At 55.0% G+C, this 17,891-nt stretch carries 16 protein-coding genes; 6 read left to right on the top strand and 10 right to left on the bottom strand.

Annotated elements, in window-relative coordinates; genetic code table 11:
* A partial coding sequence (gene bioD / locus R6U41_RS07080) for an ATP-dependent dethiobiotin synthetase BioD (protein WP_410269134.1) occupies window positions 1-260 on the top strand: 260 nt, incomplete at its 5' end.
* A gap of 33 nt (window positions 261-293) precedes the next feature.
* Here bioD and R6U41_RS07075 read toward each other — a convergent pair.
* Window positions 294-749 carry a response regulator gene (locus R6U41_RS07075; RefSeq protein WP_410269133.1) on the bottom strand — a complete coding sequence of 152 codons (456 nt, stop codon included), beginning with the start codon at window positions 747-749 and terminating at the stop codon, window positions 294-296.
* Window positions 733-1,773, bottom strand: coding sequence for a PAS domain S-box protein (locus tag R6U41_RS07070; protein ID WP_410269132.1), 1,041 nt, complete (start codon window positions 1,771-1,773; stop codon window positions 733-735). Before R6U41_RS07070 ends, R6U41_RS07075 begins: the two co-directional genes overlap by 17 nt.
* Window positions 1,774-2,066: 293 nt before the next feature.
* Here R6U41_RS07070 and R6U41_RS07065 point away from each other — a divergent pair, with 293 nt between their 5' ends.
* Window positions 2,067-2,582, top strand: a complete 516-nt coding sequence (locus tag R6U41_RS07065) for a hypothetical protein (protein ID WP_410269131.1) — start codon at window positions 2,067-2,069, stop codon at window positions 2,580-2,582.
* Here R6U41_RS07065 and R6U41_RS07060 read toward each other — a convergent pair.
* The 6 genes from R6U41_RS07060 to R6U41_RS07035 form a co-directional block, all read right to left on the bottom strand.
* Window positions 2,513-4,543 (bottom strand): acyl CoA:acetate/3-ketoacid CoA transferase, encoded by a 2,031-nt coding sequence (locus R6U41_RS07060; RefSeq protein ID WP_410269130.1) that lies wholly within the window; start codon window positions 4,541-4,543, stop codon window positions 2,513-2,515. The genes R6U41_RS07065 and R6U41_RS07060 overlap by 70 nt on opposite strands.
* 45 nt (window positions 4,544-4,588) lie before the next feature.
* Window positions 4,589-5,911, bottom strand: a complete 1,323-nt coding sequence (locus tag R6U41_RS07055; protein WP_410269129.1) for a TRAP transporter large permease subunit — start codon at window positions 5,909-5,911, stop codon at window positions 4,589-4,591.
* Window positions 5,908-6,423: a TRAP transporter small permease subunit gene (locus R6U41_RS07050; protein ID WP_410269128.1), complete on the bottom strand. Its 516-nt coding sequence runs from the start codon at window positions 6,421-6,423 to the stop codon at window positions 5,908-5,910. Before R6U41_RS07050 ends, R6U41_RS07055 begins: the two co-directional genes overlap by 4 nt.
* 92 nt (window positions 6,424-6,515) lie before the next feature.
* Window positions 6,516-7,613 carry a TRAP transporter substrate-binding protein DctP gene (gene dctP, locus R6U41_RS07045; RefSeq protein ID WP_410269127.1) on the bottom strand — a complete coding sequence of 366 codons (1,098 nt, stop codon included), beginning with the start codon at window positions 7,611-7,613 and terminating at the stop codon, window positions 6,516-6,518.
* A 418-nt stretch (window positions 7,614-8,031) separates the two neighbouring features.
* A complete protein-coding gene (locus R6U41_RS07040; RefSeq protein WP_410269126.1) occupies window positions 8,032-9,819 on the bottom strand; it encodes a sigma 54-interacting transcriptional regulator in 1,788 nt (595 codons plus the stop codon).
* Between the two features lie 42 nt (window positions 9,820-9,861).
* Window positions 9,862-11,472 carry a B12-binding domain-containing radical SAM protein gene (locus R6U41_RS07035; RefSeq protein ID WP_410269125.1) on the bottom strand — a complete coding sequence of 537 codons (1,611 nt, stop codon included), beginning with the start codon at window positions 11,470-11,472 and terminating at the stop codon, window positions 9,862-9,864.
* A gap of 143 nt (window positions 11,473-11,615) precedes the next feature.
* Here R6U41_RS07035 and R6U41_RS07030 point away from each other — a divergent pair, with 143 nt between their 5' ends.
* Both R6U41_RS07030 and R6U41_RS07025 read left to right on the top strand, forming a co-directional pair.
* Entirely contained in the window at window positions 11,616-12,092 is a 477-nt protein-coding gene (locus R6U41_RS07030; RefSeq protein ID WP_410269124.1) for a YcgN family cysteine cluster protein, read from the top strand.
* Window positions 12,093-12,102: 10 nt separating this feature from the next.
* On the top strand, window positions 12,103-13,338 hold the full coding sequence (locus tag R6U41_RS07025; RefSeq protein ID WP_410269123.1) for a hypothetical protein: 1,236 nt from the start codon (window positions 12,103-12,105) through the stop codon (window positions 13,336-13,338).
* Here R6U41_RS07025 and R6U41_RS07020 read toward each other — a convergent pair.
* Together R6U41_RS07020 and R6U41_RS07015 are read right to left on the bottom strand one after the other, a co-directional pair.
* Window positions 13,319-14,506 (bottom strand): MFS transporter, encoded by a 1,188-nt coding sequence (locus R6U41_RS07020; RefSeq protein WP_410269122.1) that lies wholly within the window; start codon window positions 14,504-14,506, stop codon window positions 13,319-13,321. The genes R6U41_RS07025 and R6U41_RS07020 overlap by 20 nt on opposite strands.
* A gap of 453 nt (window positions 14,507-14,959) precedes the next feature.
* A complete protein-coding gene (locus tag R6U41_RS07015) occupies window positions 14,960-15,289 on the bottom strand; it encodes a hypothetical protein (RefSeq protein ID WP_410269121.1) in 330 nt (109 codons plus the stop codon).
* Between R6U41_RS07015 and R6U41_RS07010 the strand changes: the two genes are divergently transcribed.
* Window positions 15,288-16,613: an AMP-binding protein gene (locus R6U41_RS07010; protein ID WP_410269120.1), complete on the top strand. Its 1,326-nt coding sequence runs from the start codon at window positions 15,288-15,290 to the stop codon at window positions 16,611-16,613. The two genes, R6U41_RS07015 and R6U41_RS07010, sit on opposite strands and share 2 nt — an antisense overlap.
* A gap of 54 nt (window positions 16,614-16,667) precedes the next feature.
* Window positions 16,668-17,891: biotin carboxylase N-terminal domain-containing protein (locus R6U41_RS07005; RefSeq protein ID WP_410269119.1), on the top strand; the 1,224-nt coding region annotated here is incomplete at its 3' end.

Genomic DNA, 17,891 nt, shown 5'->3' with positions numbered 1-17,891 from the left:
TGATAAAGCATCTTGACCTGCCTGTTTTGCTTGTCGCCAAAAGCGGCCTTGGAACCATCAACCACACCCTGCTGTCCCTGGAACAATTAAAGCGGCTGGAAATCGAGGTTGCCGGCATTGTGTTAAACGGAGAGGCCAACCCGGAGAACCGGGAGGCCATTGCTTACTATGGGAAAGTCCCGCTTCCGGCGGAGATACCGCCTCTTGGGCGGGTGGATGCAAAAATTCTTGCCGCATGTTTTCAACAATATTTTCAATAGTGGAGAACATCTTTGCAGGGACGATTCTCCGGATCAATTCAGAACTTCTCGGATTTTTTTTGCCAAATCGTTCAAGGAAAAAGGTTTTTGTATGAAATTGACGCCCTTGTTCAATACGCCCTGGTGGGCGATAACATCGGCTGTGTAGCCGGACATGAAAAGGCATTTCATGTCCGGCCGGATTCCCTGAAGCCGTTCGGCCAGATCCCGGCCGGTCATTTCCGGCATGACCACGTCCGTAATAAAAAGTTGGATTTCTCCGGTGTTTTCCCTTGCTGCCCGTATGGCTTCGTGGGGCGTGGCAGCGGTGATAACCGAGTATCCCAGCCGTTGGAGCATCACCTTGCCCAGCTCTAAAAGCATCGGTTCATCCTCTACGATCAGGATGGTCTCTCCCCGGCTTTCCCGGATGGCTTCGGTTCGTTGCGCTTTTGTCTCTGCTGAATCGGCGGCGTTTCCGGGCAAATAGATTCTAAACGTGCTGATCATCGTTTTCAGCCAGGGCCCGTTCCAGTTCGTTTTGCCATTTTGTGCTCATGATTTCTTTTTGGTCGCTATCCTCGAACGAAAGTTGCCATGCCTGCTCCAGGGTTGGTGCGTCATCGGTTGAATAGCCGATCATATCAAGGAAGGCGTCGTTTACATCAAGCATTCGGCCGTGTTTGGAGACATGGGCCATGGGTGTGGGGGCCATTTTAAACAATTGCCGGAAGCGGGTTTCGCTTTCCCGCAGGGCTTGTTCCGTGCGTTTACGCTCGGTAATATCGCGATCAAAAGTAAGAGACAACTCATAGCCGTTATACTCGAAATGGTTGCTTCGGATCTCAACCGGGAAGATGCGTCCGTCCTTTGTAATGTGCCGGGATTCGAAGGCCATGGTGCCCATTCGGCGCCTTTTCTCTTTGTGCTGCTCCCATTGATTCGGGGGGAAATCCGGATCGATATCGAATATTTTCATGGCAAGCAGTTCATCGCATGAATATCCCAGGGAGTTGCAGGACGAATCGTTTGCATACACGATCTGGCCTTCGCTATTGATCCAGAGAATATTGTCCGGTGCCCGATCCATGGGGAACTGTGTCCTTAACAGCGTTTCTTTTTCCAATACTCGTTCCGTTATATCCGACAAAAAACCTTGATAATAAAGCCTTCCGTCCTTTTCATTGCGAACGGCACGAACACTGTAAGAGGCCCAAAAGGTGGTGTTGTTTTTTCGGACAAAGCGGCATTCGTGGTTGCGCACTGCTTTGTTTTCTTCCAGCAGGCGCAAAACTTCTTTTCTGTCTCTGGAATCGGCATAGAGGTCTTTGGCAACGTTTTCAACCGACGCCATCATTTCCTGCGGAGAGGCATAGCCAAATATTTCTGCCAGGGCGACATTGAGATAAAGAAAATATCCTTCGGGCGTGCTGGAAAATACTCCCACAGGCGCGTTCATCAACATGTCCTGGTAATCGTGAGGCGTAAGGGAGGCGGTCTGCCCGGGGGATTGCATTGGTGGTTCTTCCGGCATGCTCAATTCCTTTTGCCTTTGAGCGTTTGGCTGTCAGTCCCTGCCTTGGCCCAAATCACGTTGTCCTGCGCGCCGGGGCGCTGCAGCATTTTCCTTTATTCTAATAAGTATAATCATAGTCGAAAACGTACAATAACGCAATAACAAAGGGATTTTACAGTCCCTTTTCGCGATTTTTCGGGCAGGCCTCCGACCGAGGTTGCGCTGTTTTGTTAACCGGATATTAACCATATGAAGGGGAGCAGGCCGCCATTCTGGGGGATCTGATCAATTCCCCTGAGATGGAGGCCCTTGTGGATGAGGCATTGGCGGCCAATCCGGATTTGCAGCAGACCTTGCTGACGCTGGCTTCAAAGGTCTCCGGCCAGGTGCAGTCCCTGGCCGAAGATTTCGAACCCGGAAAGCGGTTTAAAAAAGGCGAAATTCTGGCCCGGCTGGAAGACTCCGACTATCGGGCGGCAGTGGCCGCCGCAGATCATGATTTGAGCGATGCGCGGCTTAGTTTGCTGGAAGAAGATCGCAAAGCCCTGCAGGCCAAAGCCGAATGGGAGGCTTCCGGGGTGAGCGGGAAACCCGCATCCGAACTGGTTCTTCACAAACCGCAGGTGGCCGCCGCTGAAGCCGCCGTCGCCAATGCCCGCGCCGCTCAGAAACCAACGGCCATCTTGTCGAAGTCTGTCTTGGCTGATCCGGCCGCACCCGTTTGCGGCCATGAGACGGCAATCCCATGGCCGCCCTTTTACTCCGGAAAATGCCACGGTTCGTCTTCCCGGCCCAGGGCCTCCAGGGCTTCTTCGGCGGTTGTGTAGATATGGGGGGTAATGTCGAAGCGCAGCAGGGCATCGCCCAGCCGGGCCCGCAGGAAGGTGCTGGTGGTATAGCGGGTCACCCCGGAATACAGATCCTCTGAAAGGCGCTTGATCATCTGCGTGTATTCCGGTATCAGCTCCGGGTAGATCTGAAAATTGTCGTAGTTGACCACGGTGTAGACCTTGTGGCCCAGCGGTTCCAGGATCCGGCGGACTTTTTGTTCCACCTGGCCGATATCGTCACGGCTTTTGATGGCATAGCCCTCAAAGTTGACGAAAAACAGGTTGCGCTCCCGGTCATAGAAAAGCCGCTTGTCAATTGACAAAAACAGCAGGTCTTTTTTCAAATCCATGGGTTGGTCTGAAAATATCCGGGAATCCATGAGTTCGGGGCTGTGGTCCATGATGGGTTTAAAATCCATGTGCGCCAGGATATCTTTTTCCAGATCCACGCCCGGGGCGATTTCCACCAGTTCCATGCCTTTGGCTGTCAGTTTAAAAACGCAGCGCTCGGTGATGTAGAGCACCGGCTGGTTTCTTTCCAGGGCATAGGCCCCGGAAAAGGTCGTATGCTCCACATGGTCCACGAATTTCCTGGCGCTTCCCTCCTGGTTGATGTGGAGTTTTTGGTCCCGGATTTCCACGTCAAGGCCGCCGGCGGTAAAGGTTCCCACAAATATCACCTTCTTGGCCTTCTGGCTGATGTTGATAAATCCGCCGGCGCCGGCCAGCCGGGGACCGAACTTGCTCACATTGAGATTGCCGTGGCCGTCGGCCTGGGCAAGTCCCAGAAATGCCATGTCCAGGCCCCCGCCGTCGTAGAAGTCAAACTGCTCGGGCTGGGAGATCAGGGCCTCGGTGTTGGTGGCAGCCCCGAAATTGAGGCCGCCGGCCGGAATGCCGCCGATAACCCCGGGTTCGGCGGTAAGCGTCAGGTAGTCGAGGATGCTTTCCTCGTTGGCCACGTTGGCAACGCCTTCGGGCATGCCGATGCCCAGGTTGACCACGGAGTTGGCCTCCAGCTCCATGGCCGCGCGCCGGGCGATGATTTTGCGTCCATCCAGGGCCATGGCGGGCATGGAATGCAGCGGCACCTTGATCTCAGAGGAAAACGATGGATTGTAACGCTCCCCGAAGGTCTGCCAGTGGTTTTCCGGGTCTGCCACCACAACGCAATCGACCATGATGCCGGGGATTTTCACGTTGCGGGCATTTAGGCTCCCTTTTTCCGCGATGCGCTCCACCTGCACGATCACCAGGCCGTTGCTGTTTCTGGCCGCTGTGGCCATGGCCAGGGCCTCCAAAAACAGGGCTTCTTTTTCCATGCTGATGTTGCCCATGGTGTCGGCGGTGGTGCCCCGCAAAATGGCCACGTTGATGGGAAAGGTCCGGTAGGCCAGGTAGTCGTTTCCGTCAAAGGAAATCAGCTCCACTATATCCTCGGTGGTCATTTCATTTAGCTTTCCGCCGCCTTTGCGCGGATCCACAAACGTTCCGATGCCCACCGCAGTGATGGTGCGGGGTTTTCCGGCTGCAATATCCCGGTACAGATGCGAGATCACCCCCTGGGGCAGGTTGTAGGCCTCGATCCTGTTTTCAACCGCCATTTTTTGCACCTTGGGAATCAGCCCCCAGTGTCCGCCGATCACCCGCCGGATCAGGCCGTCGTGGCCCAGGTGATTGAGGCCCTTGTCCTTTCCGTCGCCCTGGCCGGCGGCGTACACCAGCGTCAGGTTGCGGGGTGATCCGGTTTTCAGAAAATGGTCTTCCAGGGCGACGGCGATGTGTTCCGGAAACCCGTTTCCCACGAATCCGCCGGTGGCAATGGTATCATTGTCGCAGATGATACCCACGGCCTCCTCGCAGGTGACGATCTTGCCCTTTTGGGCCGAAAACGGCGTCAGCGACGAGACCATCGGGTGTTTCGAAGGTTTTTCCGGTCCTTTATATTCACGGCCCATATCTGGTTCTCCGTAATTTTGCGATTGTTGGGCTTTTTGCCTGTTTTAAATCAGTCCGGCCGCCCTTGGCATAAACAGCAGGATATCCGGGAACAGCGAAAAAAGAAGCAAGGCTGCCAGCATCAGCAGAAGATAAGGCACCACGCCCCTGTAGATGTCGGCAAGGGAGACCTCAGGCGGGGCGATCCCCTTGAGATAGAAGATGGTCAGGGCAAAGGGCGGGGTCAGAAACGAGGTCTGGAGCACGATGATGTTCATCAGGGAAAACCAGACCGGGTCAAAGCCGAGCTTTACGGCCACCGGCGTAAACAGGGGCACCACGATCATGATGATGCCGATCCAGTCCAGAAAACATCCCATGAGGATGATAATCAGCCACATGACGATCAGCACGCCCCAGGGTCCGAACGGCAGGCCCAGGATCGAGGTTTCGATGACCCGCCCGCATCCCAGCCGCACAAAGACCGAGGTGAAAAAAGAGGCGCCGATGACCACCAGATATACCATGGCAGAGGTTCTGGCCGTCCGGATGGCGGCCTCCACGAGCATGGCGGCAGTGAGCTTGCGGTAGCCAAGCGCCAGCAATACCGCGGCAAAAGCCCCGATGGCAGCGGCTTCGGTGGGTGCGGCCAGGCCGAAGAAAATCGTGCCCAGCACCGCCAGAATCAGAGTGAGCACCGGCAGCACCGAGACGCAAAACATCCTGGATTTCTGCCAAAAGGTGTAGTGAACGCCCCCGTCTGCCGCAGACGGTCCCATTTCCGGATTGATAAAGCACCGTATGCCGATGTAGAGAACATAGAGCAACGCCAGGATCATGCCCGGAACAAAGGCCCCGATGAGAAGGGCCCCAACGGAAACGTTGGCCACCGGTGCATAGACCAGAATCAGGATGGAAGGCGGAATCAAAATCCCGAGTGCGCCGCCGGCGCATACCGCCCCGGATGCCATGGGCTTGTCGTAGCGGTACTTCATCATGGCCGGCATGGAAATGATGCCCATGGTGACCACTGTTGCGCCCACAACGCCGGTTGCTGCCGCGAATATGGCACAGGTCAGCACCGTTGCAATGGCCAGGCCCCCTTTGAGCCTGCCGGTCAAGACATATATGGCGTCATAGAGCCTGCCGGCCAAACCCGATTTTTCGATGACAATGCCCATGAAGACAAATAAGGGTATGGCAATGAGCGTATAATTGGAAAGCGTTACATGCATTCGCAGCATGAAGGTGTTGGCAATGTGCGGCCCCACAAAGATGAGTCCGAAGACCGTGGCGACCCCGGCCAGGGAAAATCCGATGGGAAACCCCATCATAATGACAAGAATCAGGCTTGTCAGCATCAGTACAGTTATCAGTTCAACACTCATGATTGTCTACCCCTTCCCAGCACCACCTGAATTTCCTTGAGCAATTGCGATACACCCTGGAGCAAAAGCAGGACAACTCCGACAAATATCCAGGTTTTATAGGGATAGACAGGCGGCATGGCCCCGATGGTCGATCTTTCCTGCAACGCCCAGGAGCGGAGCATGTCGTTGTACATGACCCGCCCGATATTGGTCCATGTCAGAAAGAAAAGTCCCAGAATGAAGACAATGTTTAAAAAGGCGCCCACCCGCCTGGGCAGCTTGCTGGAAATCAGGTCCACGCCGACGTGTTCCCCGCACTGCCAGGTATAGCCCATGGTGAGAATGAGAAAAAAACTGCATATGAAGTAGGTCAGATTCAGGCTCCACTGGGTGGGTGACCCGAAAAAGTAGCGGGCCACCACTTCATAGGTCAGTGTCAGAATCAATGCAAAAACCAGAAACGAGACCGCCTTGGATATTTTTTCATTGATCCAATCGATGACCCGAATAATTTTATTGATCACAACCATTGGAAATCCTTATGTTTAAATCATTGCGCCGCGATTGGGAAAAACAGAAGAGCCGGCGGTGCGTGCATGCCGGCCCTTCTGTTTGCATCATGCTATTTTCGCACCGGCACCATGAATTGCTCGTAATCGGAAAACCGTTCCCAGAATTCATTGACCGACGCCCATGTGCGGCTGTAGTGGTCGTTGTCGCGCTTTTTGACGTCGTTATCGATCCATTCCCACGCCTGCTCGCGCATCTCCCGCTGCACTTCCGGCTCCACGTAGGTGCGCTTAATGCCGCGCTCCTCGAAATGATCCAGAGCTTCCATGTCGGCAACGTTGCTCTTGGTCCACATGTGAAGGGTCATGGCCATGGCCGCGTTGTCGATGATTTTTTTGTAAAGCTCGGGCAGTTCATTGTATGCGTCCTTGTTGAAACCCAGCTCAAAAAAGCAGGTTGGCTGGTGCAGGCCCGGGCCCGCGATAAAGTCGGCCACCTCGTGGAAGCCCTGCTGCCGGTTGACCGCCGGTGTCGAAAATTCGGTGGCATCGAGAATGCCCCGGTCAAGGGCGGGATAAAGCTCGGTTCCGGGCAGCATGGTAACGGCCACGCCCAGCTCCTTGAGCACTTCGCCCCACCAGCCCGGAGCCCGGTATTTCAGACCCTTCCAGTCCTCCATTTCCTCAAGCGGCTTGTTGGAGTGCGCCAGCATCTCCGGTCCGGTCACGCCCCCGGGCATCACAACGACATTCTGGCCGGCCTCGTCCATCATCTCCTGGTAGAGTTCCTTGCCGCCGTAATTGTAAAGCCAGGTGGTATGCATCAGCGGCTCCAGGTGCAAAGGAATGGAAGCGAAAAAGGGCGCGGACGGATGCTTGCTCATCCAGTAGCCGGGCCAGGAATGATAGGCGTCAATGGCCCCGGAGTCCGCAGCATCCAGCACTTCCAGGCCGCCGACAATGGCGCCTGCGGGCTGGACGTCGATGATGAACTTGCCGCTGCTTAAATCATTTACCCGTTTTGCAAAATCTTCTGCCATTTCATGGAGCAGCCATCCCTGGGACCAGGTGGTCTGCAGGGTCCAGCGCACATCCGGAAGCACGGCTTCAACACTGTCCTCTCCGGCATCCTGGCCGCCGCACCCGGTAAATCCCACGGCCATTGCAAAAAATATGGCCATGGCCAACGTGATGGTTTTGATCCGAAACATGTTAACCCCCTTGTCTTTGGTTGCCCCGGCGGGGCTGTTCTTGTTTTGCTTTCCCCTGATTCCTGGCCGGGAAAACGAATGTTTGAAACATAAACAGTTTTATCTTTAAAATACAAAATTAAAGAATCTGAACATAGACCGAAAAGCAACAGGCGTGCCACTTGTTTGAAAAACCCTTGAAAGCAGTATATTCATGGCCCGGAAACATTGTTTGTACGGGAAAAAAGAGGCGTTGGACGACAACAGTGTCTACCAGAATAGACAAAATAACAAGAGCATGGGGCAGGGACGGCAAAATCAGCACGTCCAAAAAAAATAGACATGTCCTTTTTTCTGGACATATAGGGAGGGTAAAGATTAATGCCGAAGGCCGGTTTCATCCCCTTGCAGAAACAGGATCGGCGGTGGTTTTAAAACTTTAATCCGGGCCGCTATTGCCGGCGCCGATATTGTACCGGTTGATCTTCTGATACAGGCCGGAGCGATGGATCCCCAGCATTTCCGCGGCTTTTTTCCGGTTGTTGCCGGCTGCGCGAAGCGCGTTTTCAATGGCGGCTTTCTCGGTTTTTGCCAGAATTTCGGAAAGGGTGCCGCCGGATATCCATTCGGATGCGTTTTTATCAGGCTTCAGAGCACCGGGATTCTGGCCGGCATCCATATCCAGTAGATAAATCGGAAGGTGGTGTTTCCGGACAACCTGTTGCCGGTCCGTGTTAACGGCCACAGCCCGTTCCATGACATTTTTGAGCTCGCGAATGTTGCCGGGCCAGTCATAGGCCTTTAAAATTTCGATGACCCCGGGGTCGATTGCTTCCACTGCGGTTCCGAGTTCCTCGTTGACTTCCTGGAGCATCCGTTCGCAAAGCAGTTCAATGTCTTGGCGGATTTCGCGCAGGGGCGGGATTTCAATTTTCAGCACGTTGAGCCGGTAATACAGATCCTGGCGAAACGCCTTCTTTCTCACCAGATCTTCGAGATCCCGGTTGGTGGCGGCAATCAGGCGGATGTCCAGCCGGATGACCCGCTCGCTGCCCAGGCGTTCCACTTCTTTTTCCTGGAGCACCCGCAAAAGCTTGGCCTGCATTTCCGCCGGCATATCGCCGATTTCATCCAGAAAAAGGGTGCCACCCTGGGCCATTTCAAATTTTCCCGGTTTGCCCCCTTTTTTTGCATCTGTAAACGCGCCTGCCTCGTAGCCGAACAGTTCGGATTCCAGAAGGCCTGCGGGGATTGCCGCGCAGTTGATCCGTATGAACGCACCGTAGCGCCGCAGGCTCGCATCATGGATGGCGTGAGCGAAAAGCTCCTTTCCGGTGCCGCTTTCCCCCCGGATCAGCACGTTGGAGCTGCCGGATGCAGCGGTTTTGGCCAGGTTCTTGGCCTGTAGCATTTTTTCAGAGCGGCCGGCTATATTTTTGAAATTATACCGGCTTCCCTTCAGGCGCATGACTTCGCCCTTGTAGTATTTCAGCTCTTTTGTGGCCAGATTCAGTTTTTCCACCATGGACCGGATTTCCTTTACATCCCGGAACAAAACCTTGCCCACGGCACCGACGACTTCGCCTTTTTTATAGATCGGAATCCGCATGACCACCATTTCATGGCCCTGGATTTTCTGGGTTTCACCGATTTCGGGCTTGCCGGTTTTCACAACGATATGCATGCGCGTGTTTTCAATTACATCTTCCACAGCCCGTCCCAGGGCATCTTTTTCATCGATTCCCAGAAAGCTTTGGTAGGCCTTGTTAAACCGGGTGATAATGCCGTTTTTGTCCACAACCACGATGCCGTCATATGTGGTTTCCAGAATTGTCTCCAGAATTTCCACTGAATCTTTTGCAGCGGCCAGCTCCTGACTCAGCTTCTCGATATCCGTGGTATCCTGGAATATGGCCACGGCGCCCATCTGTTTGCCGTCCCTGTAAACCGGCGAGCGGTTGGAATAAATGCTTTTGCCGTTGATTACCACGTTGCGGCCCACATCGGGTCGGCCCGAGCGCAGCGTGGTGAGAAGCGAGGGTACATTAAACAGGGCATCGACTTTTTGGCCCAGCGCTTCCTGGGTGGAAAACCCGAGGATTTTTTCAGCCCCCCGGTTAAACAGCGTGATCATGCCGTGGTTGTCCACGGCAATGATACCGTTGTGGGTGGAGTTTAACACGGCGTAAAGATGTTCGATGGAGCAGTTTTTCCGGTTGGCGGTCATGGGCGGTTCCCGGTATGAGTTGAAATTAATGCGTTTGCGGATCTATCGACGAATATATCCTTGAAAAAAGACAAAATCAACAGGGCATTGGCCGCCTTTTTTTCGGCTGCTGAAAGGCCGGGGGAAAAACGGGGCATGGTTGGCGCCAAAGACCGGCGGATCCCTGCGGATGATGGGTCTTATGGCAGCATGCTTTTTAAAGTGCTTTTTCAGAAACCGGCGCACCTGCCTCCGGTGCCAGCCAAAGGGGTGGGCAAAATCCCGGTACAGGGCAAGGTCGCCTTTATAAAAATTCCTGGATTCCAGGGTTTGGGCCTCAGGGCTGTGTGCGGGCAGATTAAACACGGCCAGGTTGAGAAAATCAATGAATGGGCTGTGTGCCGCTGTAAATTCCAGGGTCTGGCAGGCCGCTGCCCGGGTTTCGGCCGGTGTGCCAAACAGCAGGTAAACATAGGCGGCAATGCCAGTCTGGGCGAGATTGTTGAGCACCCGTGAGGCGGTTTTCAGGTTAATGCCTTTTTCCAGACGGTCCAGCACCTCCTGGCTGCCGGACTCCAGCCCGAGTTTGAGCATCACGCACCCCGAGGCGGCCAGCTTATAACAAAAGCCCGGATTATCCAGGGGTGGGCCCATGCGCACAAACCCGTACCACGGGGCCCCGGGCGGGGTATGGACCATTTGGCCCAAAAGGGCCGGGGAAATGGCATTGTCAAGCAGATGGATCAGGCGCGGCTGAAACTGTTGGGTCAGGTGCCGGAGCTGGTCTGCTGCGGTGCTGCGGGCAATGGGGCGAAATGGCCTTTTTTCGGCCTTTTCCGGACAAAATGCGCATCTTTTCCACCAGCAGCCGTCCGAAGCGCTGTAGGGCAGCACAAAACCGGGGCTCAGATAGGGGTTTGCGGCCAAGTCCGCGTAGTCTGGCAAAGGCGCCGGCAACCTGCCGGTATCCCGGCATCCGGCCATTTCCAGCAGCGCCTTTTCCCCGGGCCCGCAAATCAAGGCATCCACCAGGCCCTCAAAGGGGTTTTTCCAGCCCGGCTGACGCATCCAGGAAGTGATCAGGCCCCCGCCCAGTATAATTCTGAGATCCGGGCGGATTTGTCTGAGAACCCCGATCAGGGCAAACCCGCACAAAGCCTGGGACAAATAGTTAATGGAAATGCCGGCCACACGGGCACCGGTTTCCAACACTTCTTTTGCGAGATGGTTTTGGTAGTAATCGTGAAACGGGTTGTCCCGGGGCCGTTGGGCGGCTTTGCGCAAATCCGCGCTGTTTACGGGGCTGAACCGGGCGTGGGTGAAATCAGCCAGCCCCGGGCGCGCGGCCGTGTTTTGGCCCGCATTGTGCAACAGCCGGCCGAGATCTGCCAGGGCGCGGCTGTATGCATCCGGCCGGGCGTAAACTGCCGGGTCCCGGAGGGCGTAAAGATGGCTGTCGCGGTGTTTGAACGCCCTTGCAGACCAGGTGTCGTTTTGCGGCAAAACCGTATTGAGCAGATGACAAAGCCCGTTGATATTGGCGTCAATGACCCTGCAGCCCACATTGGCGGCGCGCAGAGCACCGGCCAGGCGGGCAATGCCGGCCGGCGGCTCGGCCGGTTTGGCCACGGGCGGATAAATGAGTGCAATCCAGGGATCGGACATTTTTGTCATCAATTATTCAGGAATGATTCAGGTTTTTGATTGTTTTGGCACACCTTACGTCTGATCTGGAAAAAACGCAACCGGGGGTATGGGTGGCAGGGCTGTGCAATCCTGTTTTGACACCCGGGCGGATTTGGAATATATTCGGCAATATGATCAAAAAGGTTTTTATGAACAAAAAATTCTGGCAACACAAAACATTTTCAGAAATGAGCTTTGCGGAGTGGGAAGCGCTTTGCGACGGGTGCGGCAGATGCTGCCTGCATAAGCTGGAATACGCAGATACCGGCGAGATTGCATATACCAGCGTGGCCTGCCGGTTTCTCGAGATTTCCAAATGCTGCTGTACCGCTTATGAGCACAGAAAAGCCGCCAGAAAAGAGTGTCTTTGCCTCACGCCGGAAAACATCTGTGAGATGACCTGGCTGCCGAAAACCTGCGCCTACCGGATGCTGTTTGAAGGCCGGGATCTGGCCTCCTGGCATCCCCTTGTCACAGGCGATCCCGAATCCGTGCATAAAGCCGGCATCTCCGTGCGCAATAAGGCCATCCCGGAAGATTGGATCAATCCGGACGATCTGGAAACCTATATAATTGAACAAGACCTGGCCGAATCGCCGGGCAATTGAGGATAAACCAATGCAACAAGCCCTGCCTGAAAAAATAAGGCTTCTGGAAATATTGAAAAAATCCGGATTTGAGGTTCCGGATTTTATTTATCTCACAGCCGAAGATTTTGAGAATGAAAACTTTGGCGCCCTGGCGGATTTTCTGAAAAAATCCTGTCAAAGCTACAAAGTGATTGTGCGCTCAGCCCACCCCCTGGAATCCCGTTTCAAGAGCGGGACCTTTGATTCTCTGGAGGTCAATGCCGATATCGCCGGGATCCGCTATGCCAGAAACCGGATCATCGCCCTTGCAAAAACAGCCAAGAAACTAAACATCGCACGGCAGCAGAAATTCAACAACGCCCCGGAGATCGACCCCGAGGACATGGGCGTTATTGTCATGCCCTTTATCGAAGGTGTCAAGGTTATGGCCAAACGGATGGGAAAGCACTGGGAATTTGGCTATACCAATGAATTTGCCCACAAAATCCAGTGCGAGTCCTATATCACCGAAACTCCGCATGACATGACCCTGCTGCGCCTTTCCGAGCAGATCCAGGACAACCTGGGCTTTGCCTGCGAGATTGAATACATTGTTTCAAAAATAAGGGATATTCACGTGGTTCAGGCAAAAGACATTTCCCGTGTGGAACTTCTGGATCAGGATATAGACAATCGCTCGGTGCAGCTCGACGGAATCCGCAGAATCCGGAAAAGAAGAAATTACCGGGAGCGGATGATTTATGTCATGAACAACAAGGCATTTTACCTCGACATCATCAACCGGTGCGAGGACCTGGTTCACGGATGGGGTGATTCTGCCCGCACCATAGACGACATTGTGCAGCGCATTGACGACTACGAGGCCGAGCTGCGGGATTTTGCCCTGAAACATGAACGTTTCGGGGTTCTGGGCTTTTCCATCAAGATTCCGGACGATCTTTTCCAGATTGCCAATCATTACCTCGACGACAGCCCTGAACTGCAAAAGCAGCTGAGCCGGGCACTTTATGAAAACCAGTATAAAATCGATTATTTTTTGTCTGAGGCAGACACCATCATTGCCAAGGACAGAATCCGCTTGAACCTGTGCACCCATGATGCCTACGGCATTGATACCGTGCGAAATCCCGTGTGGTTTGTGTACTGGAAATACGAAAAACAGGATCAGGTCGTCTCTGAACTGGCGGGACTGGGCTTTAAAACCGGCGATATTATCGGCATTGACATTGACATGGATGAAAGACCTACGATTTATCGCCTGTAGAAAGGCAGGTGTTTTGCCGGGGACGGATCATGGCCGCGGCAATGATTGCGCTGGAAAACAAAAAAATCGCCACCAGGTAAAATGCCCAGGCAATGCCCAGCACATCCACCAGTGCGCCCACACCCATGGCCCCCACAAAAATCCCGGTGTTCATGGCGGTGTTAAACACCCCCATCATGGCGCCCTGCCCGTAGAGATGGCCTTCTTCTGCGGCCAGGGCCCCCATGGCCGGCCATGAAATGGCCTCGCCCAGGCCGATGAGTGCAAACAAGAGCAATAGCGCGGCAAAGCTGACGGCAAAGGGTACCGAGAAAATGCCGATACTGATGATGGCGCTTCCCAAAAGCAGGAGCCGGTTTTTGTTGCACCGGTCGGCCAGGCTGCCAAAGGGCATCTGAAATACGGCATTGACAATGGTGCGGCTGGCAATGACCATGCCGATTTCCGTGCCGCTGGCCGTCATATGCCGGGCCATCAGAAGCGGCAGAAACGCAAAGGTGGGAACCATGATGATCATGGTGGCCATTCTGGCCAGCAAAATGCCCATGACCTTGCGGTTGTGGAGCATGCGGGCAAACACGGAAAGCATGGAGTCCTGCTTTTCCTGTATGGTCAAGGGGTCGCGACCGGGAAGGACGAGCGCTACCAGGGCTGCGGCCAGAAAGCTGAGCATGGCCATGGTGTAAAATGCCGAATTTCTGCCCCACAGGTCCATGAAAAAACCGCCCAGCACCGGTCCGGCGCCGATTCCGGCAAAAATGGCGATATTGAGCATGCCCATGTAGCGGCCCACGTTTTTCCCGGCGGAAATTTCGGTCATGTAGGCCATGGCAATGGGAACAATCATGGCCGATCCGGCCCCGTGCAGTGTGCGGATCAACACCATGTGTTCCACGGATGCGGCCAGGGTATAGGTATAGCCGGTGAGCCCGAATATCAAAAGCCCGGTGATCAGAAACCCTTTTTTGCCGTGCCGGTCCGAGAAGCTGCCCACAAAGGGTTGCAGCAGGCCGCCGCTTAAGGCAAACGCGGCCACGATCACCCCCAGGGCAAACCCGGTGGCCCCGAGTTCGGCCGCATATATGGGCAGAATGGGTACGATGATGCCCATGCCCACAAAAACGATGAATATGGCCGAAAGCACCGTAAAAAGGATGTATTTTTGCATAAACGCGGATCCCGGGAAAAGCCTGGGGCATGTGTTTGTTTGTTCCCACTTAAACTGAGCGTTTAAAAAATATCGGTTCCGTGAATAAATGCAATGATTATGTCTGGTTTTCCATGATCGCAGGGTCTGGTGCAAAAGGCCGCCGGCCTGTTTTCTGCCGGAGCATCCCCCAGTTGAGAATTGACAGCCCGACGTGCTTCCGTTAGGCCTTTAAATTTTGATGGCGCCGTAAAAAGTCCAATATCTGCGTTACGCGCAATTTCTCAGAATTTCACGTACGGATAAGTACGCTGCATTCTTCGAAATTGCGCAAGCCTTGATCTTGAACTTTTTACGGCACCATCTGAAATCAGACTTTTTACGGTGCCATCAATTTTGTCCAGGTGAAATAACATCTTTGAATCGGGCAGATCCATGAGCCGCACAACACTTTTCCCGGAATCGGATAAAGCTTCAGAATGTGAAGCCATTTTGTCCCTGGCGGCCCTGTTTGAAGGCGAGTTCAGCATTGACTGGATCCAGGACCTTTCGGGTCATAAGGCATCTGTGATTTTTCAAGCCCTGGATTGGGGCGTGGGGAAAAATTGGCTTGCCCGGAGCAGTCCGGGAGATTTTTACTTTATTGATCATCAGGTGCAGCAGGAATTCAGGACGCAATTGCCATTTGAGAAAGCAGAGCGCCTGCATGGCCATATCGCAGAAATGCTGAGCAGAAATCTTGTTCGCGGCAGGGACAGAACCCTGCGGGTGGCCTGGCACCTTCTTCATGTGGCCAATGATCATGACGGATGCCGAGCCCAGGGTTATTGTGGCCCTGGATCTGCTTTACGGGGTGGTGGCCGCAACCTGGGACCAGACCAACCTGGAAGCCGTGCTTTCCACCAGTCTGACCGACTGGCTGCCGGAGACACCGGCCTTTGCAATCCCGGATCTGGCGCAGGTCCCCCGCCAGGAGTGTCCCGGCTCCCTGGATTTTATGACCGTTTTAAATGAAGAAACCCGGCCCTGCCCGGAGGTGGATATCCATCTTGACGATACGGCCGCGCTCAATTATACAGGCGGCACCACGGGCATGCCCAAGGGATGTGTGCATACCTACGGGGATATGCTCTACACGGCCGCATGCGGCTCCATTTTTGCCCTGGGCAGGCCCGGGGGACAGGACGTGATGCTCAACTACCTGCCGGTGTTCTGGATTGCCGGCGAGGATGCCGGGATCCTGTCTCCGGTGTTTTCCGGGGTGACCGAGGTGCTTATGGTCCGGTGGGATGCCGCGGCTGTGCTGGCAGCCATTGAAAAATACAAGGCCTCAATCATTTACGGCCTGGTGGACAACATGGTCGAACTCATGGAACATCCGGATGCGTCTGCCACGGATTTTTCGTCCTTGCGAGAAACCCTGGTTTCCTTTTTTGTGAAAAAACTCAACAAGGATTACCGGCAGCGCTGGTATGAGCTCACCGGCACGGTGATGCGCGAAAGCAGCTACGGCATGACCGAAACCCATACCCTGGACACCTTTACCGCGGGCATGCAGGAAAACGACATGGATCTGGCCTCCCGCCCGGTGTTTGTGGGATTTTCCATGCCCGGGACCCGGTTTATGGCGGTGGATTTTGTCACGGCCAAACCCCTGGCCCTGGGTCAGGAGGGCGAGATCCTCATCCAGCCCCCTTCATTGATGAAGGCGTACTGGAAAAAGCCCGAAGCCACTGCTGACCAGCTCAAGGACGGCTGGCTGCACACGGGCGATATCGGCGCCATCGACGAGCAGGGGCATCTGATCTATCTTGGCCGCAGCAAGGAAATGCTCAAGGTCAAGGGCATGAGCGTGTTTCCATCAGAAGTGGAAACCCTGCTGGGCCGCCATCCGGCAATTGCCGGCAGCGCGGTGCTGGGCCGGCCGGATGCGGACAAAGGCGAGGTGCCTGTTGCCTTTGTCCAGCTCAATCCGGATCAGACCGAAGCCCTTGATGCGGCACAGCTGCTTTCCTGGTGCAAGCAGAACATGGCCGGCTACAAGATCCCGGAAATCCGGATCGTGGATCAATTGCCCCTGACCGCCACGGGCAAGGTGCAGAAGGAACAGCTAAGAGATAAATTATAATTCTTCCTGATAAACAACAAGAGATGCGAGAAGCTTTTAGAGGGAAAAAAGGATATGGAAAATATACTGGTGGCCAACAGGGGCGAGATTGCCGTGCGCATCATCCGCGCGGCAGCAGAGCTGCGCATGGGAACTGTGGCGGTTTTTTCCGAAGATGACCAGAAATGCCTGCACACCCGGTTTGCGGATAAAAGCGTGCCCCTTCAGGGACTGGGGGCTGCGGCTTATCTGGACGCAGATCAGTTCATTGCCGCGGCCAGGGACAACGGGTGCATGGCCATTGCCCCGGGATACGGGTTTCTTTCCGAAAACGCGCAGTTTGCAGAAAAATGCCAAACCGCCGGCATCGCCTTTATCGGCCCCACCCCCGAAAGCCTGGATCTGTTCGGCAACAAGGCCATGGCCCGGCAGCAGGCGCAAAAATGCGACATTGCCCTGCTGCCGGCAACACACGGACCGGTCACAAAAGATCAGGCCCGGGAGTTTTTCAAATCCCTGGGAGATGATGCGGCCGTGATGATTAAGGCCCTGGCCGGAGGCGGGGGCCGGGGCATGCGGGCGGCGCACAGCCTGGAAGACCTGGATGCCGCATTTGACCTGTGCTGCTCCGAGGCAGAGGCGGCCTTTGGCTGCGGGGATGTGTACGTGGAAAAGCTGATTGCCGTTGCCCGTCACATCGAGGTTCAGGTCATCGGCGACGGCCGGGGCGGGGTTTCGCATTTGTGGGAGCGGGAATGCACCCTGCAGCGCCGCAACCAGAAGCTTGTGGAAATCGCACCCGCCCCGGGCATGGACGACTCCCTGCGCACCCGCCTGACAGATGCGGCCGTGCAACTGGCCCAAAGTGTTGATTACAGGAGTCTGGGCACGTTCGAGTTTTTGGTGGATGCCGGGCAAACAGCCGGTTCCGAGCCCTTTTATTTCCTTGAGGTCAATCCCCGGCTCCAGGTGGAGCACACGGTCACCGAGGAGATCACCGGCGTTGACCTGGTGCGTGCCCAGATTGAAATCGCCCGGGGCCGGAGCCTTCCGGATCTGGGGCTTGGCCGGGAGCAGATCAGCGCGCCCGCGGGCCATGCCGTGCAACTGCGTATCAACATGGAAGAAATTTCGGAAAACGGCGATATATCGGCTTCATCCGGCACCCTGCGGGTGTTTGAACCGCCCCTGGGTCCGGGGGTAAGGGTGGATACCTTTGGATATGCCGGCTATGAAATCAATCCCAACTTTGACTCTTTGCTGGCCAAGCTGATCTGCCACAGCCGCTCACCTGAATAT

Source organism: Desulfosalsimonas sp., from assembly GCF_046483245.1.
GTDB lineage: Bacteria > Desulfobacterota > Desulfobacteria > Desulfobacterales > Desulfosalsimonadaceae > Desulfosalsimonas.
The sequence above is the reverse complement of the archived record's forward strand: the minus strand, read 5'-3'. Positions and strand labels throughout refer to the sequence as shown.

Excerpts from the sequence above, each read along its gene's own strand:
- R6U41_RS07075 (WP_410269133.1), bottom strand. The coding sequence starts at position 749 with ATGATCAGCACGTTTAGAATCTATTTGCCCGGAAACGCCGCCGATTCA.
- R6U41_RS07070 (WP_410269132.1), bottom strand. The coding sequence starts at position 1,773 with ATGCCGGAAGAACCACCAATGCAATCCCCCGGGCAGACCGCCTCCCTT.
- R6U41_RS07060 (WP_410269130.1), bottom strand. The coding sequence starts at position 4,543 with ATGGGCCGTGAATATAAAGGACCGGAAAAACCTTCGAAACACCCGATG.
- R6U41_RS07055 (WP_410269129.1), bottom strand. The coding sequence starts at position 5,911 with ATGAGTGTTGAACTGATAACTGTACTGATGCTGACAAGCCTGATTCTT.
- R6U41_RS07050 (WP_410269128.1), bottom strand. The coding sequence starts at position 6,423 with ATGGTTGTGATCAATAAAATTATTCGGGTCATCGATTGGATCAATGAA.
- dctP (WP_410269127.1), bottom strand. The coding sequence starts at position 7,613 with ATGTTTCGGATCAAAACCATCACGTTGGCCATGGCCATATTTTTTGCA.
- R6U41_RS07040 (WP_410269126.1), bottom strand. The coding sequence starts at position 9,819 with ATGACCGCCAACCGGAAAAACTGCTCCATCGAACATCTTTACGCCGTG.
- R6U41_RS07035 (WP_410269125.1), bottom strand. The coding sequence starts at position 11,472 with ATGACAAAAATGTCCGATCCCTGGATTGCACTCATTTATCCGCCCGTG.
- R6U41_RS07030 (WP_410269124.1), top strand. The coding sequence starts at position 11,616 with ATGATCAAAAAGGTTTTTATGAACAAAAAATTCTGGCAACACAAAACA.
- R6U41_RS07025 (WP_410269123.1), top strand. The coding sequence starts at position 12,103 with ATGCAACAAGCCCTGCCTGAAAAAATAAGGCTTCTGGAAATATTGAAA.
- R6U41_RS07020 (WP_410269122.1), bottom strand. The coding sequence starts at position 14,506 with ATGCAAAAATACATCCTTTTTACGGTGCTTTCGGCCATATTCATCGTT.
- R6U41_RS07010 (WP_410269120.1), top strand. The coding sequence starts at position 15,288 with ATGACGGATGCCGAGCCCAGGGTTATTGTGGCCCTGGATCTGCTTTAC.
- R6U41_RS07015 (WP_410269121.1), bottom strand. The coding sequence starts at position 15,289 with ATGATCATTGGCCACATGAAGAAGGTGCCAGGCCACCCGCAGGGTTCT.